Below are 13662 nucleotides of genomic sequence, written 5' to 3'. Positions count from 1 at the left end.
CTCTTTTCAAGCTCTTACAGCGCTTCCGCGCCGGAAATAATTTCAATCAGTTCCGTGGTGATCTTTTCCTGACGCTGACGGTTGTAGGACAGCGTCAGCTTGTCGATCATCTCACCGGCGTTGCGCGTCGCATTGTCCATCGCGGTCATCTTCGCGCCCATCTCACCGGCGGCATTTTCGAGCAGTGCCCGGAAAACCTGAACGCGGATGTTGAGCGGAACGATCTCCGACAGAATGGTTTCCGCATTCGGCTCGTAATCGTAAAGCGCCGACTCGGACCGTTCCTCCGCACCTTCCGGCGCCTTTGCCGGAATAAGCTGAAGACCTGTCGGAACCTGCGAGATCACCGATTTGAATTCGGAATAGAACAGGGTGCAGACGTCAAATGCGCCTTCCTCGAACATCTCCATCACGCGATTGGCGATCTCTTCGGCATTGTCGAAGCCGATCTTGCGAACGTCGCGCAGTTCGGTGCGCTCGACGATCAGATCGGCGAATTCACGACGCAGCGCGTCATAGCCCTTGCGGCCAACGCAGAAGATCTTGACGGTCTTGCCCTGAGAAATCAGCTCGCGTGCCGCAAGGCGCGCGTGGCGCGCGATCTGGGCGTTGAAGCCGCCGCAAAGGCCGCGTTCGGCAGTGCAGACCACCAGCAGGTGGACGTCGTCCTTGCCCGTGCCGCTCATCAGCTTCGGCACTTCCTCGCCCTCACCGACAGCCGCCGTCAGGTCAGCCATGACGGTGGCCATGCGTTCGGAGTAAGGCCGCGCGTTTTCGGCGGCCTCCTGCGCGCGACGCAGCTTCGCCGCGGCGACCATTTGCATCGCCTTGGTGATCTTCTGCGTCGCCTTCACCGAGGCAATGCGAAGCTTCAGATCCTTCAATGAAGCCATGGGTTATAAATCCCCGCTAAGATTACCTGGTTACTTGGAGAAGTTCTTCGCAAAGGCGTCGATCGCTGCCTTCAGCTTGCCCTTCAGATCGTCACTCAGCGCCTTTTCGGTACGGATACCGTCGAGAACGTCGCTTGCTTCGCCGCGCATATAGGAGAGAAGCCCCTGTTCGAACTTGCTCACATCGCCAACCGGCAGCTTGTCGAGATAGCCGTTCACGCCGGCAAAGATAACGACGACCTGCTCTTCGGTCTTCAGCGGCGAGAATTGCGGCTGCTTCAGAAGCTCGGTCAGGCGCGCGCCGCGGTTCAGCAGGCGCTGGGTTGCGGCGTCAAGGTCGGAGCCGAACTGGGCGAAGGCGGCCATTTCACGATACTGGGCAAGCTCGCCCTTGATCGAACCGGCAACCTGCTTCATCGCCTTGATCTGCGCCGACGAACCAACGCGCGACACCGACAGACCGACGTTAACGGCCGGGCGGACGCCCTGGTAGAAGAGGTCGGTTTCAAGGAAGATCTGGCCATCGGTGATCGAAATCACGTTGGTCGGAATGAACGCCGAAACGTCGTTACCCTGGGTCTCGATGACCGGCAGAGCGGTCAGCGAACCGGAACCGCGATCCTCGGAAAGCTTGGCGGCGCGCTCGAGAAGGCGCGAATGCAGGTAGAAAACGTCGCCCGGATATGCTTCGCGGCCCGGCGGGCGGCGCAGCAGCAGCGACATCTGGCGATAGGCGACGGCCTGCTTGGAAAGGTCATCATAAGCGATGAGCGCGTGCATGCCGTTGTCGCGGAAATATTCGCCGATGGCGCAGCCGGCGAACGGCGCGATGTACTGCATCGGAGCCGGGTCGGAGGCGGTGGCGGCGATGACGACGGAATATTCAAGCGCGCCGCGCTCTTCCAGCGTCTTCACGAACTGGGCAACGGTCGAACGCTTCTGGCCGACGGCAACGTAGACGCAGTAGAGCTTGTCGTTGTCCGGACCGTTGTCGTGGATCGGCTTCTGGTTCAGGAAGGTGTCCAGAATGATCGCGGTCTTGCCGGTCTGGCGGTCGCCGATGACGAGCTCGCGCTGGCCACGGCCGATCGGGATCAAGGCGTCGATGGCCTTCAGGCCGGTCGACATCGGCTCGTGAACCGACTTGCGCGGGATGATGCCGGGCGCCTTGACGTCGACAACGGCGCGGTGATCCGAAGCAATCGGGCCCTTGCCGTCGATCGGATTGCCGAGCGCGTCGACAACGCGGCCGAGAAGGCCGGGACCGACCGGCACGTCAACGATGGCGCCGGTGCGCTTGACGACGTCGCCTTCCTTGATCTCGCGGTCGGAGCCGAAGATAACGACGCCGACATTGTCGCTTTCCAGGTTGAGCGCCATGCCGCGCACGCCGCCGTTGAATTCGACCATTTCGCCGGCCTGGACATTGTCGAGACCATAGACGCGGGCGATGCCGTCGCCGACCGAAAGCACCTGACCGACTTCAGAGACTTCAGCCTCGTCGCCGAAATTTTTGATCTGTTCTTTCAGAATTGCGGAAATTTCCGCGGCCCGGATATCCATCAGCCAACCTCTTTCAGTGAAAGCTTAAGTTTGGAGAGTTTCGTGCGCAGCGACGTATCGATCTGACGCGAACCGACCTTGACGATCATTCCGCCGAGAAGCGACGCGTCTTCGGTGATCTGAAGGGTCACATCCTTGCCCGTCACATCCTTCAGCGCAGTCTTCAATTCCTGTTGTTGTTCATCAGACAGGGCATGGGCCACTGTCACTTCAGCCGTCGCCTGACCGCGATAGGCCGCAACCTCGCCACGATAGGCGGAGATCATGCCGGGCAGGACAAACAGACGGCGGTTTTTCGCAACCAGCTTGACGAAATTGGCGACATAGCCGCCGATTTCCGCCTTGGCGAGAATGGCGGTCACCGCCTTCAGCTGCTCGTCGGAGCTGAAGACCGGGCTCATCACCAGACGCCGGAAATCGTCGCTTTCATTCAACAGCGTCTCGACACGGTCGATATCGGCGCCCACGGCGTCGATGCTGTCGTCTTCCTTGGCAAGTTCGAACAGAGAAACAGCATAGCGCTGCGCCACGTTCGACACAGATTGGGATAGGTCTGCCACAGGCACAAATTCCCCTTAAAAATCGGCGCGGGCCGTGTCGAAACCGGCACTGCCCGAAGCCCTTAAAACCTCACAATATCCCCGGGAAACAGCAGGAAAAACATGCTGGCCCTCCCAATAGTCGGGGTTCGTCTAGCACAGGTAAAAGCGACTCGCAACACGCTCAAAGCCCGTTTGGAGCATTGGCATGCGTTTCTCGTCACAAAGTCGTAAAACCCTGAAACGCGGCGCTTTTGACTGCTTGCGCCTCACGCCCACCCAAGGCCGTAAAGCAGCATGAACACGCCTGCCACTGCCTGGCAGACAAGAAAGATGCCTCCCTTGATCGATCGGCTTCCGGTCGTGCCCATCCACAACAGCCTGGTCAGGAAGCCGAAGATCAGCGCCAGGCCGAACGTGCGATAGATCATCGGCTGGTCAAACAGCAGCGCCATCAGCGACATCGCGGCATAGGTCCCGCCGATCATCGAACGGATATGGATGCTCGCGCCGCTCTCCTCCTTCAGCCCCGAAAACCCGGCAAGCCCCATCAGCTTCAGCGGAGCCAGCGCCACGACGAGCCCCCAGATCAGAATGACGATGGCCATGAACAGGGCTATCTGCCCGACAAAACTCTCCGGCCAGTAAAAACTCATCTGAACGCTCCCTTGCCATTTTCGGCGCGAGTTCCCCGCGCTTATTGAAAATCAATCTATCTAGAGAAAGCTCTGCGGGTCAATGTCAAGCTGCACACGGACGCTGCCACGTTGTCGCGGACCGTTTTCGAGCATTTCCCTCAAAAAGGTCTGGAGATCATCCGCACGACTGCCGTGGACCAGCAGGCGGAAGCGGTAGCGCCCGCGCACCAGCGCCAGCGGCGCCTCGGCCGGGCCAAGCACCGAGATCGAGCGCCCGGCGGGGGAAGCCGCCCGCAAGCCGCGCGCATGCGCCTCGGCATCAGAACGATTGTCGGCAGAGATGATGACCGCGGCGAGCCGGCCGAACGGCGGGAGCCCGCTCTTTTCCCGCTCCGTGATCTCCCGATCGTAAAACGCCTCGGCATCGCCGGAGACGATAGCCTGCATCACCGGATGCGCCGGCTGGTAGGTCTGGATCAGCCCCTTGCTCGCAAGCCCCGTACGACCTGCCCGCCCCGTCACCTGGGCGAGAAGCTGAAAGGTGCGCTCGGCCGCGCGCGGATCGCCATTGGCAAGGCCGATATCGGCATCAACGACGCCGACAAGCGTCATCAGCGGAAAATTGTGGCCCTTCGCCACAAGCTGCGTGCCTATGATGATGTCGGCCTCGCCATTGGCAACGGCTTCGAGTTCCAGCCGCAGACGCTTGACGCCACCGGCCATGTCGGAAGAGAGAATGATCGTGCGCTTTTCCGGAAAATGCTGCTCGACTTCCTCGGCAATGCGCTCCACCCCCGGCCCGCAAGCGACCAGATGATCGAGCGTGCCGCATTCCGGGCAGGCTTCGGGCACCGGCTCGCCATGACCGCAGTGATGGCACATCAGCCGGCCGCGAAACCGGTGCTCGACCAGCCAGCTCGAGCAGTTGGGGCATTGGAACCGATGGCCGCAGACCCGGCAGAGCGTGAGCGGCGCATAGCCGCGGCGATTGAGAAACAGCAACGCCTGCTCGCCGCGCCCGACCGTCCTGTCGATCTCCGACAGCAGCGTGGGCGACAGGAAGCCGCCCCGCTTCGGCGGATCGCGCCGGAGGTCGACGGTCTTCAGGCTCGGCAACGCCGCCTCGGCGAAACGGCCCGGCAGATGGATGCGCCGGTAACGCCCGGCAAGCGCATTGACCTGGCTTTCGACGGAGGGCGTGGCCGAGGCCAGCACCGCCGGAAAACCGCCGATGCGCGCCCGCACCACCGCCATGTCGCGGGCGTTGTAGAAGACGCGGTCTTCCTGCTTGTAGGCTGTATCATGCTCCTCGTCGACGACAATCAGGCCGAGTTCCTCGAACGGCAGGAACAGCGCCGAGCGCGCGCCGGCGACGACGCGGATCGACCCTTCCGCCGTCTGCCGCCAGACCTTTTCGCGCATGCGCGGCGCGAGATCCGAATGCCATTCGCCGGGCCGCGTACCGAAGCGGCTTTCGAACCGATCGAGGAAGCTCGCCGTCAAGGCGATTTCCGGCAGCAGGATCAGCACCTGTTTGCCTCGGGCCAGCGTCTCGGCCACGGCCTCGAAATAGACCTCCGTCTTGCCGGAACCGGTGACGCCGTCGATCAGCGTCACGTTGAAACTGTCCGCCGCGACGGCGACGCGCAAATCTTCGGCGGCCGCGTCCTGGTCGGGCGAAAGCGCGGGCCGCGCATAATCGGGATCAGGCGTGCCGAAAGCGGGCGGCGGCGGTAAAAAAACCGTGTCGAACACCCCCTGCTTCATCATCGTCTCAACGACGCTGGCGCTCACACCCGCCGCGCGCGCAAGCCCGAGCCGCGTCCAGCCGGCGCCGTCTTGCGCCAGTTCCAGAACGCGTTTGCGCGCCGGCGTCATCCGCTCGGGAACGGTGCCCGTCAGAGTCAGCCCCTCGATCATCGGTTCCGGCTCAAGAGCCGCAGGCGCGCGAACGGCCATGCGCGCCACAAGCCCCGGCGGGGTCAGCGTATAGGCGGATACCCAGGCGATGAAACGACGCATCTCTTCCGCCACGGGCGGGCAATCGAACACATGCTCGATCGGCCTCAGCTTCTTCGGGTCCACCGCATCGCCCGCCTCGTCCCAGACGATGCCGATCACCTTGCGCGGGCCGACCGGAACCTGCACGACGGAACCGGGCATCACCGCCATGCCTTCCGGCACGGCATAGGAATATGGCCCGGCGACGGGCAGCGGCACCATCACGGGCACGCTGCGCACGACGGCGGGGTCGATGCGTTTTCCAAAGAGGTCGAGCGAATCTGAGGTCATGGCTGGCAAGCTTGCCCGCCGCACCCTTCAAAGTGAAGCGGAGAATTCAAGAGGCGTCCGAGACGACCGGAGCGGGCTTGGATTTTTCCAGGACGAAGGTCGCATCCGGGTCGGCGGCCAGCGCATGCACGGTGTGATGCTCCAGGGCCGCCGTCACATCGGCGGGCTCGCCCTGCAGCTCATGCGGCATGATCATGTTGCCGACGGTGAAGTCGAACCGGTCGCCCTTCTTGTTCAGAAGCTCGTGGAAAACCGTCATGTCGCGCAGTTCCGTCGACCATTTGGCGAACCAATAGAACAGGCCGGAATTGCGCGCCTTCAGATGCACGGGCAGGATCGGCAGGTCGTATTTGCGGGCAAAGCCGATCGCCGAGGTCTTCCACGGGCGTTCGTTGAGCTTGCCATCGGCCCAGTAGGCAATGCGGCCGGAGGGAAACAGCACCATCGCCTTTTCCTGCTTGATGGCGTTGTTGGTGACCTGCAGCGTCTCGCGCGCCTTCAGCTTGCTCTTGAACTCCTCGCGCCATTCGACCGGGATGATCATCTCGACCAGACGCGGATTGACGCGCACGGCGTCCCGGTTGGCGAAGAACGTCATGTCCGGGCGGCGCTCTTTCAGGAGATCGAAAACGGCCACCCCATCGGCGATGCCGGTCGGATGGTTGGAAACCATCACGAAACCGCCCTTTTCCGGGATGCGCTCTCTGCCGACGCAATTGATGTCGAGGGTCAGCCGATTGGAGATGTAGTCGAAGACCTGATATCCGTCCATGGACTCGATATCATTGGCGAAATCGATCGCCTTGCCGTAGCCCAGCAGCAGGTGGAGGAACGGCCGCATGACAGGCCAGAACGGATTGTGGACGATCTTCTGTCCGCGTTCGGCGATCAGCGTGTCGACGATATGTCCCGGTTGCCCCTGGGAGACAAGCGCCACAGCCTCAGCGAACTGCGCCAGGGCGGATGATGAATCACGACGCGCCATAAAACTTCCTGCTTTTGCTGAGGAGCCTATATCGCAATTCCGTGTGAAAAGACAATGACACCTCCCGGAACCCTTAGCGTTTTTGTAACCCAATTTACTGTAAAATCGCGCCGCGGCAAGAAGTTCCTGAGACGGTGACCCATGGGCGAAATACTGGTGCCTGCTGATGATGCATTGCTTGGCTTGCGTCAAGAGTGGCTGCAAACGCTTGCCGGCGAGCGACGGCTCTCGGCAAAGACGACCGAGGCGTACGAGCGCGACACGCGGCAGTTCCTTGCCTTCCTGTGCCGCCATATCGCACGCCCCGTGCGGCTTGCCGACATTGATTCGCTGAGGCCGGCGGATGTGCGCGCCTATCTCGCTTTCCGCCGTCGCGAGGGCGCCGGCGCGCGCACGCTCGGCCGCGATCTGGCGGGTATCCGTTCATTTCTGCGCTGGCTGGAAAAACGCGGCCTCGCCAATGCCGCGGGCGTGCGCGCCATGCGGTCGCCGAAACAGCCGAAATCCCTGCCCAAACCCTTGAGCGCCGAGGAAGCGCTTGCGGTTTCAACGGAGCAGGGTCAATTGGCGGAAGAGCCGTGGATTGCCGCGCGCAACGCTGCCGTCTTCTGCCTGCTTTACGGCTGCGGGCTGCGTATCTCCGAAGCGTTGGCGCTGACGCCTGATGACTTTTCCGGCAATCCGACAAGCCTCAGGATCACCGGCAAGGGCAACAAGACCCGCATCGTGCCGCTCCTGCCGGCAGCGCTCGCGGCGGTGCGGCATTATGGCGCGCTCTGCCCGCATCATCTGGCCGGGGAGAAGCCGCTTTTCCGGGGACTGCGCGGCAAGACATTGCAGCCGGCGATCATCCAGCGGGAGATGCAGGCCCTGCGCGGCGCACTTGGCCTGTCCGACAAGGCCACACCGCATGCGCTGCGGCACTCTTTCGCCACCCATCTTCTGGCCGCCGGTGGCGATCTCAGGACCATTCAGGAACTGCTCGGCCACGCCTCGCTTTCGACGACGCAGGTCTATACCGGCGTCGATACGGGGCGGCTTTTGGAAATTTACGACAAGGCGCATCCGCGCGCCTGAGACATGGAAAAGGCCCCGCAGTCAAAGCGGGGCCGCGTCGCCGTGATCAGTCATTCAGATTGCTGTAGCTGAAATCGATCAGCTTCGGCGTGCCATCAGGCTGGACCTTGTAGGTCTTGACCGCGTGCCAGTTCCCCTCGTCCGTCACCGAGGTCGAAAAGATATCGCCGGGCGCGGCGATGCGGGCGATATCCCTGTCGGCGGCGGTAACCTTCGGGCCGTAGAAGGAGGGGTTGAGCGGCTGTGCGGCAAAGGCCGCGCCTGCGCCGACGATCAGCGTTGCAAACGAAAGTGCGATGATCTTCTGCATTGGGTCTGTCCTTGGGCGTTTTCAGTGTTCTCGTAATCCGGAAAGGACCATCCTTTTCCTGCCCCACTACAGCCGAAGATTGTGTTCGCCATTGGAAGTTCTCCGCCAAAAACCCATTAAATAACTGTAAATATTATATTTTTCTGATTCTTAATGCCAAGATGAAACAGATCACCTGGTTCGAGGCGGACGCGCCGCCATGACTGCTCCAAAGCCGATCATCACGAGGCCAACGATCTCGAGCGCTGAAGGGTGGTCAGCGAATATGACGACGCTCCACAATGCGGCAAAGACGAGATAGGCGTTATCGAACAGGCCGACGACCGGCGCCGGCGCGGCGCGGTAGGCGGCAGCCACACCCGTTGTGATGGCAACAAGAAAGACGGCGAGCAGACCGATCACGGCCCAGTAGGACGCATCGAGCGGCCGCCAGGCGGCAAACACGAAACCATCGCCAGTCGGAAACAGCTGAAGGGTCGCAATGCCCGCCGCCCCCGCAGCAGCAAGCGCGACATTGAGATTGAGCGCCATGGCAAAGGGCGCTTCGTCCCGGCATTTGCTCCAGGTGATGATCGCCGCGAGCGCGTAGAAAAAGGCGGCGAGCAGCGGCAGGAGAACGAAGGGCGAAGCGGACCCGGCGGCAGGATTGACGCTGACGACAACCCCGACAAGGGCGATCACGATGGCGCACCAACGGACAAGGCCCACGGGTTCTTTGAGAATGAAACGCGCGAGCAGCGCCATCCACAAGGGCGCGGTGTAATAGCAGGCAGCCGCCAGCGAAAACGGCAGTTCCGGCAAGGATGCGTAATAGCAGAACCACATGGAAACGAGGCAGAGACTGCGAGCCGTTACCCAGCCGAGACGCTGCGGAACAAGCCGCGAGCCGCGGGCAAACAGTGTCAGCCCGAGCGCCAGGAGCAGAGCCGCGAAGAAGGAGCGCAGGAAGATCAGTTGCACAAGCGCGAAGCGAACGCCTGAAAGTTTGACCAGCGCATCGGAAAGCGACAGCAAGAAGACCGAAGCGGTGATCAGCGCGATTCCCCTTGCCGGGCCGCCAGAGAGGATAGAACCGGGTATTTTGTAAGCCATGGCCTATGCAAACAGCATAGCGCGCGCCATGAACAATGAATTCTGCTGAAGTCTCGGATCAACGACGCGAATGAAGCCGCCGGAAAATTGAAAAACGGCCCCGCTGTGCGGGACCGTCATCAGGTGTGCAATCAGGACCGTTCCGCCGGATCACATATGGATCGGCTTGAAGAAGGCGGCGAGCGCTGCTTCCTTCACCGCTTCCGACATGGTCGGATGCGCGTGGCAGGTGCGGCCGAGATCCTCGGCCGAGCCACCGAATTCCATCAAGACGGCTGCCTCGTGGATCATCTCGCCGGCGCCGAAGCCGACGATATGAACGCCGAGCACGCGATCGGTTTCCTTGTCGGCGAGCACCTTGACGAAGCCGTCGGTGGTTTCCATCGCGCGGGCGCGACCATTGGCCATGAACGGGAACTTGCCGACAGTGTAGGCGACGCCGGCCTTCTTCAGCTCTTCCTCGGTCTTGCCGACGGAGGCGACTTCCGGCTGCGTATAGACGACGCTCGGGATCACGTCATAATTCACATGACCTGCCTGACCGGCGAGGATTTCGGCAAGCGCCACGCCCTCGTCTTCCGCCTTGTGCGCCAGCATCGGACCCTTGACCACGTCGCCGAGGGCATAGATGCCGTCGACATTGGTCTTGAAATGACCGTCGATCTCGACCCGGCCGCGATCGTCGAGCTTGACGCCGGCCTCTTCCAGGCCGAGGCCCTCGGTATAGGGCTTGCGGCCCGTGGAGATCAGAACGATGTCGGCCTCGATGGTCTCGGCATCGCCGCCCTTGACCGGCTCGAAGGTGACCTTCGCGCCCTTGTCGGACTTTTCGACAGCCGTGACCTTGGCCGACAGCTTGAAATCGAGGCCCTGCTTGGCCAGCATCTTCTGGAACTGCTTGGAAACCTCGCCGTCCATGGGGCCAAGGATCTTGTCAAGGAATTCGACGACCGTGACCTTGGCGCCGAGACGCGACCAGACCGAGCCGAGCTCCAGCCCGATGACGCCGCCGCCGACAACGACCATGTGTTCGGGAACCTTCTTCAGCGCGATCGCGCCGGTGGAAGAAACAATGGTTTCCTCATCGATTTCGACATCCACGCCCGGAATGCCGGCAACGTCCGAACCGGTGGCGATCACGATGTTCTTGGCTTCGAGCTCCTCGGTGGAGCCGTCTTCCTTGGTGACCTGAACCTTGCCCGCAGAAAGGATCTTGCCGGTGCCCTGGAAGCCGTCGATCTTGTTCTTCTTGAACAGGAAGGCGACGCCTTCGACATTCGACTTCACCACGGCATCCTTGTGCCCCATCAGCTTGTCGTGATCGAGTTCGACGCCGGACAGTTTGATGCCGAGGCTCTCCATGCCATGGGCGGCATGGGCATAGTGCTCGGAGGCATGCAGCAGCGCCTTGGACGGGATGCAGCCGACATTTAGGCAGGTGCCGCCATAGGTGGCGCGTTTTTCAACCACGGCGACCTTCAAGCCGAGCTGCGAGGCCTTGACCGCACAGACATAGCCGCCGGGGCCGGAACCGATTACGATAAGATCATAGGACATCAGATTTCCTTCTCTTCTTGCGGTCATGGCCGTTTGCGAAGGATGGGCGCAAGTGACCGTGATTGTCTTGGCCCGAAGGCCGGATTTGAGTGCGCGCGCTCCCGATCAGCCTGCCTTTTCCGTCGCCAGTTTCAACCCGAAGGCAATGAAGACGGCGCCGCTGGCGCGATTGATCCACACGCTTGCCCGTTCGAAAGCGCTTCTCATGCGCGGCATGGTCAGAAACAGGGATACGCCGACGAACCAGGCGATCAGAAAGCTGGCCATCACAGAACCATAACCGAACTTGATCGCCGCAGGCGTCTCGTGGCTCACCACCGTCGAAAATACCGACAGGAAGAACAGAACCGGCTTGGGGTTCAACGCATTAGCGAGAAAGCCCAGCGAAAAAGCCTTTGCCGCGCCCTGCTCCGCGCGCGTACCGGAAACCGAGCCCGATGACAGCTCGACCTTGCCCGATCGCAGCGACTGAATGCCAAGATAGACGAGATAGGCAGCGCCAAGCCATTTGATGATGTTGAACATCATGATCGACTGGGAAATGATCAGGCCAAGACCAAGGATCGTGTAACCGACATGAAAGAGCAGCGACGTGCCGATGCCAAAACTGGTCAAAACGGCGGAGCGGCGACCATGCACCAGCGCCTGCCTTATCACCATGGCCGTGTCCGCGCCCGGCGCAATGATGACGAAGGAGAAGATCGCCATCAGGGATGCCAGTTCGACCAGATATTGATGGGTCACGATATGCTCCGCCTGTCCCAGTTCCTATTGCCTACTGAGCGCAAGTTTTACGCCAAAACCGGCAAAAGCCATCGCCACCGAGCGACGCATCCAGCGCATTGCTCTTTCACTGGAAAAGACCCTGTCGCGCATCAGCGCCGCAAACTGCCCGTAAACGATGAAGACCGCCAGGGTCATCAGCATGAACACGCCTGAAAGCATCAACATCTGCAGGACAGCATTGCCCGCGGCGGGATCAATGAACTGCGGCAGGAAAGCCAGGAAGAAAACCGAAAGCTTCGGATTGAGAATATTCAGCAGGAAGCCATCGCGTGCGATCGCGACCACGGATCGCTTCTGGCGCTCATCGGACGAAATCGACAAGGAGCCGTGCTCCCGCAGCGCCTGCCAGGCGAGATAAAGCAGATAAGCAACGCCCGCGAACTTGACCGTCTGAAACAGCAGCGCGCTGGTGTGAAACAGGGCGGCCAGCCCGAAGACCGAAGCCAGAATGGCCGGAACGATGCCGAGCGTGCAGCCGAATGCCGCCGCGACCGAGGCGCGCCGGCCTGAAGAAAGGCCGGTCGCGATTGTATAGACAACACCCGTGCCGGGAACGAGGACCACAACCAGTGCAGTTATCAAAAACGCGATGCTCATGGCCACGCCCCCTTCAACGGATAATCAGAGATCGAGAACAAGGCGCTCGGGATCTTCCAGCGTTTCCTTGACGCGGACGAGGAAGGTCACCGCTTCCTGACCGTCGACCATGCGGTGGTCGTAGGAGAGCGCCAGATACATCATCGGACGGATGACGACCTGGCCGCCGATGGCCATCGGGCGTTCCTGGATCTTGTGCATGCCGAGAATGCCCGACTGCGGCGCGTTCAGGATCGGCGAGGACATCAGCGAACCGTAGACACCGCCATTGGTGATGGTGAAGGTGCCGCCCTGCATGTCGGCCATGGAAAGCTGGCCGCTGCGCGCCGCCTTGGCAAGACGCGCGATCTCGGCCTCGATTTCGGCGATCGACATCTGGTCGGCATCGCGCACGACCGGAACCACGAGGCCCTTGTCCGTGCCGACGGCCATGCCGATGTGGCAGAAGTTCTTGTAGATGATGTCCGTGCCGTCGATCTCTGCGTTGACGGCCGGGATTTCCTTCAGAGCGTGACAGACAGCCTTGGTGAAGAAGCCCATGAAGCCGAGCTTCACGTCGTGCTTCTTCAGGAACAGGTCCTTGTACTTGGAACGCATTTCCATCACGGCCGTCATGTCCACCTCGTTATAGGTAGTCAGCATGGCTGCGGTGTTCTGCGCATCCTTCAGGCGCTTGGCGATGGTCTGGCGCAGGCGCGTCATCTTCACGCGTTCCTCGCGGTCGGCATCCTCAACCTTGGAGGGCGCGCGCTGCGGGGCCTTGGCCGGCTCTGCGGCCGGGGCGGAGGTGCCCTTGGCTGCTGCGGCGATCACATCGCCCTTCAGCACCTGGCCGCGCTTGCCCGAGCCTTCCACCTGGTCGGCGGAGATGTTCTTTTCTTCCATCATCTTGGCAGCGGACGGCGCTGCCGGCATGTCGGAACCGCCGGACTTCGGCTTGTCTTCGGCCTTGGCCTCTTCCTTCTTGGGCTCTTCCTTCGGCGCCTCGGCCTTCGGCTCTTCCTTTGCGCCGCCCGCGGCCGGCGCATCGCCCTCGGCGATCTGGCCGAGAAGGGCGTCGAGTTCGACGGTCTCGCCTTCGCCGGCAACGATCTCGGAAAGCGTGCCGGACGCGGGCGCCGGAACCTCGATGGTCACCTTGTCGGTTTCCAGTTCGACAATCGGCTCATCGGCGGCGATGGCGTCGCCGACCTTCTTGTACCAGGTGCCGACCGTTGCTTCGGTAACGGATTCACCCAAAGTGGGAACGCGGATTTCAGTGGCCATGTCAAAAGTCCCGATATTGATAAATGTGGTGTCCGGATCGCCTTGAAGCGGTCATTGCGCGCCGGGC

13 protein-coding genes are annotated in these 13662 nt (G+C 61.6%); 1 reads left to right on the top strand and 12 read right to left on the bottom strand.

Features of this window, described 5'->3' with window-relative positions; all coding sequences use genetic code 11:
* Positions 1 to 14: 14 nt before the first annotated feature.
* From GGR30_RS06490 to GGR30_RS06465, 6 genes are all read right to left on the bottom strand, one after another.
* Complete coding sequence (locus GGR30_RS06490) at positions 15 to 893, bottom strand: F0F1 ATP synthase subunit gamma (protein ID WP_183483753.1); 879 nt, start codon at positions 891 to 893, stop codon at positions 15 to 17.
* A 30-nt stretch (positions 894 to 923) separates the two neighbouring features.
* Positions 924 to 2456 carry a F0F1 ATP synthase subunit alpha gene (gene atpA / locus GGR30_RS06485; RefSeq protein ID WP_183483751.1) on the bottom strand — a complete coding sequence of 511 codons (1533 nt, stop codon included), beginning with the start codon at positions 2454 to 2456 and terminating at the stop codon, positions 924 to 926.
* A complete protein-coding gene (locus tag GGR30_RS06480; RefSeq protein WP_183483748.1) occupies positions 2456 to 3022 on the bottom strand; it encodes a F0F1 ATP synthase subunit delta in 567 nt (188 codons plus the stop codon). The genes atpA and GGR30_RS06480 overlap by 1 nt, the downstream gene beginning before the upstream one ends.
* Positions 3023 to 3264: 242 nt before the next feature.
* Positions 3265 to 3651 (bottom strand): hypothetical protein, encoded by a 387-nt coding sequence (locus tag GGR30_RS06475; protein WP_183483746.1) that lies wholly within the window; start codon positions 3649 to 3651, stop codon positions 3265 to 3267.
* Between the two features lie 60 nt (positions 3652 to 3711).
* Positions 3712 to 5925 carry a primosomal protein N' gene (locus GGR30_RS06470; protein WP_183483744.1) on the bottom strand — a complete coding sequence of 738 codons (2214 nt, stop codon included), beginning with the start codon at positions 5923 to 5925 and terminating at the stop codon, positions 3712 to 3714.
* A gap of 46 nt (positions 5926 to 5971) precedes the next feature.
* A complete protein-coding gene (locus GGR30_RS06465) occupies positions 5972 to 6910 on the bottom strand; it encodes a GNAT family N-acetyltransferase (RefSeq protein WP_183483742.1) in 939 nt (312 codons plus the stop codon).
* A gap of 141 nt (positions 6911 to 7051) precedes the next feature.
* Between GGR30_RS06465 and GGR30_RS06460 the strand changes: the two genes are divergently transcribed.
* Positions 7052 to 7987 carry a tyrosine recombinase XerC gene (locus GGR30_RS06460; protein ID WP_183483740.1) on the top strand — a complete coding sequence of 312 codons (936 nt, stop codon included), beginning with the start codon at positions 7052 to 7054 and terminating at the stop codon, positions 7985 to 7987.
* A 46-nt stretch (positions 7988 to 8033) separates the two neighbouring features.
* Here the strand turns inward: GGR30_RS06460 and GGR30_RS06455 are convergent, their stop codons facing one another.
* The 6 genes from GGR30_RS06455 to odhB all read right to left on the bottom strand — a co-directional run bounded on the left by GGR30_RS06455 (position 8034) and on the right by odhB (position 13595).
* The gene (locus GGR30_RS06455; protein WP_183483738.1) at positions 8034 to 8297 is read right to left on the bottom strand and encodes a hypothetical protein; all 264 of its coding nucleotides are present in this window, start codon (positions 8295 to 8297) and stop codon (positions 8034 to 8036) included.
* 171 nt (positions 8298 to 8468) lie between these two features.
* Positions 8469 to 9389 (bottom strand): DMT family transporter, encoded by a 921-nt coding sequence (locus tag GGR30_RS06450; protein WP_183483736.1) that lies wholly within the window; start codon positions 9387 to 9389, stop codon positions 8469 to 8471.
* A 150-nt stretch (positions 9390 to 9539) separates the two neighbouring features.
* Positions 9540 to 10946, bottom strand: a complete 1407-nt coding sequence (gene lpdA / locus GGR30_RS06445; protein ID WP_183483734.1) for a dihydrolipoyl dehydrogenase — start codon at positions 10944 to 10946, stop codon at positions 9540 to 9542.
* A gap of 105 nt (positions 10947 to 11051) precedes the next feature.
* Positions 11052 to 11654 carry a LysE family transporter gene (locus GGR30_RS06440; protein ID WP_183484076.1) on the bottom strand — a complete coding sequence of 201 codons (603 nt, stop codon included), beginning with the start codon at positions 11652 to 11654 and terminating at the stop codon, positions 11052 to 11054.
* Between the two features lie 60 nt (positions 11655 to 11714).
* Positions 11715 to 12329 carry a LysE family translocator gene (locus GGR30_RS06435; protein ID WP_183483732.1) on the bottom strand — a complete coding sequence of 205 codons (615 nt, stop codon included), beginning with the start codon at positions 12327 to 12329 and terminating at the stop codon, positions 11715 to 11717.
* A 24-nt stretch (positions 12330 to 12353) separates the two neighbouring features.
* On the bottom strand, positions 12354 to 13595 hold the full coding sequence (gene odhB / locus GGR30_RS06430) for a 2-oxoglutarate dehydrogenase complex dihydrolipoyllysine-residue succinyltransferase (protein ID WP_183483730.1): 1242 nt from the start codon (positions 13593 to 13595) through the stop codon (positions 12354 to 12356).
* Positions 13596 to 13662 lie beyond the last annotated feature (67 nt).

The sequence above is a fragment of the Martelella radicis genome, assembly GCF_014196625.1.
In the GTDB taxonomy this organism is placed as follows: domain Bacteria; phylum Pseudomonadota; class Alphaproteobacteria; order Rhizobiales; family Rhizobiaceae; genus Martelella; species Martelella radicis.
Note: the sequence above shows the minus strand (reverse complement) of the source record. Positions and strands in the feature narration are given on the sequence as shown.

Excerpts from the sequence above, each read along its gene's own strand:
- GGR30_RS06450 (WP_183483736.1), bottom strand. The coding sequence starts at position 9,389 with ATGGCTTACAAAATACCCGGTTCTATCCTCTCTGGCGGCCCGGCAAGG.
- GGR30_RS06455 (WP_183483738.1), bottom strand. The coding sequence starts at position 8,297 with ATGCAGAAGATCATCGCACTTTCGTTTGCAACGCTGATCGTCGGCGCA.
- lpdA (WP_183483734.1), bottom strand. The coding sequence starts at position 10,946 with ATGTCCTATGATCTTATCGTAATCGGTTCCGGCCCCGGCGGCTATGTC.
- GGR30_RS06475 (WP_183483746.1), bottom strand. The coding sequence starts at position 3,651 with ATGAGTTTTTACTGGCCGGAGAGTTTTGTCGGGCAGATAGCCCTGTTC.
- GGR30_RS06460 (WP_183483740.1), top strand. The coding sequence starts at position 7,052 with ATGGGCGAAATACTGGTGCCTGCTGATGATGCATTGCTTGGCTTGCGT.
- GGR30_RS06440 (WP_183484076.1), bottom strand. The coding sequence starts at position 11,654 with ATGGCGATCTTCTCCTTCGTCATCATTGCGCCGGGCGCGGACACGGCC.
- GGR30_RS06435 (WP_183483732.1), bottom strand. The coding sequence starts at position 12,329 with ATGAGCATCGCGTTTTTGATAACTGCACTGGTTGTGGTCCTCGTTCCC.
- atpA (WP_183483751.1), bottom strand. The coding sequence starts at position 2,456 with ATGGATATCCGGGCCGCGGAAATTTCCGCAATTCTGAAAGAACAGATC.
- GGR30_RS06490 (WP_183483753.1), bottom strand. The coding sequence starts at position 893 with ATGGCTTCATTGAAGGATCTGAAGCTTCGCATTGCCTCGGTGAAGGCG.
- GGR30_RS06465 (WP_183483742.1), bottom strand. The coding sequence starts at position 6,910 with ATGGCGCGTCGTGATTCATCATCCGCCCTGGCGCAGTTCGCTGAGGCT.
- GGR30_RS06470 (WP_183483744.1), bottom strand. The coding sequence starts at position 5,925 with ATGACCTCAGATTCGCTCGACCTCTTTGGAAAACGCATCGACCCCGCC.
- odhB (WP_183483730.1), bottom strand. The coding sequence starts at position 13,595 with ATGGCCACTGAAATCCGCGTTCCCACTTTGGGTGAATCCGTTACCGAA.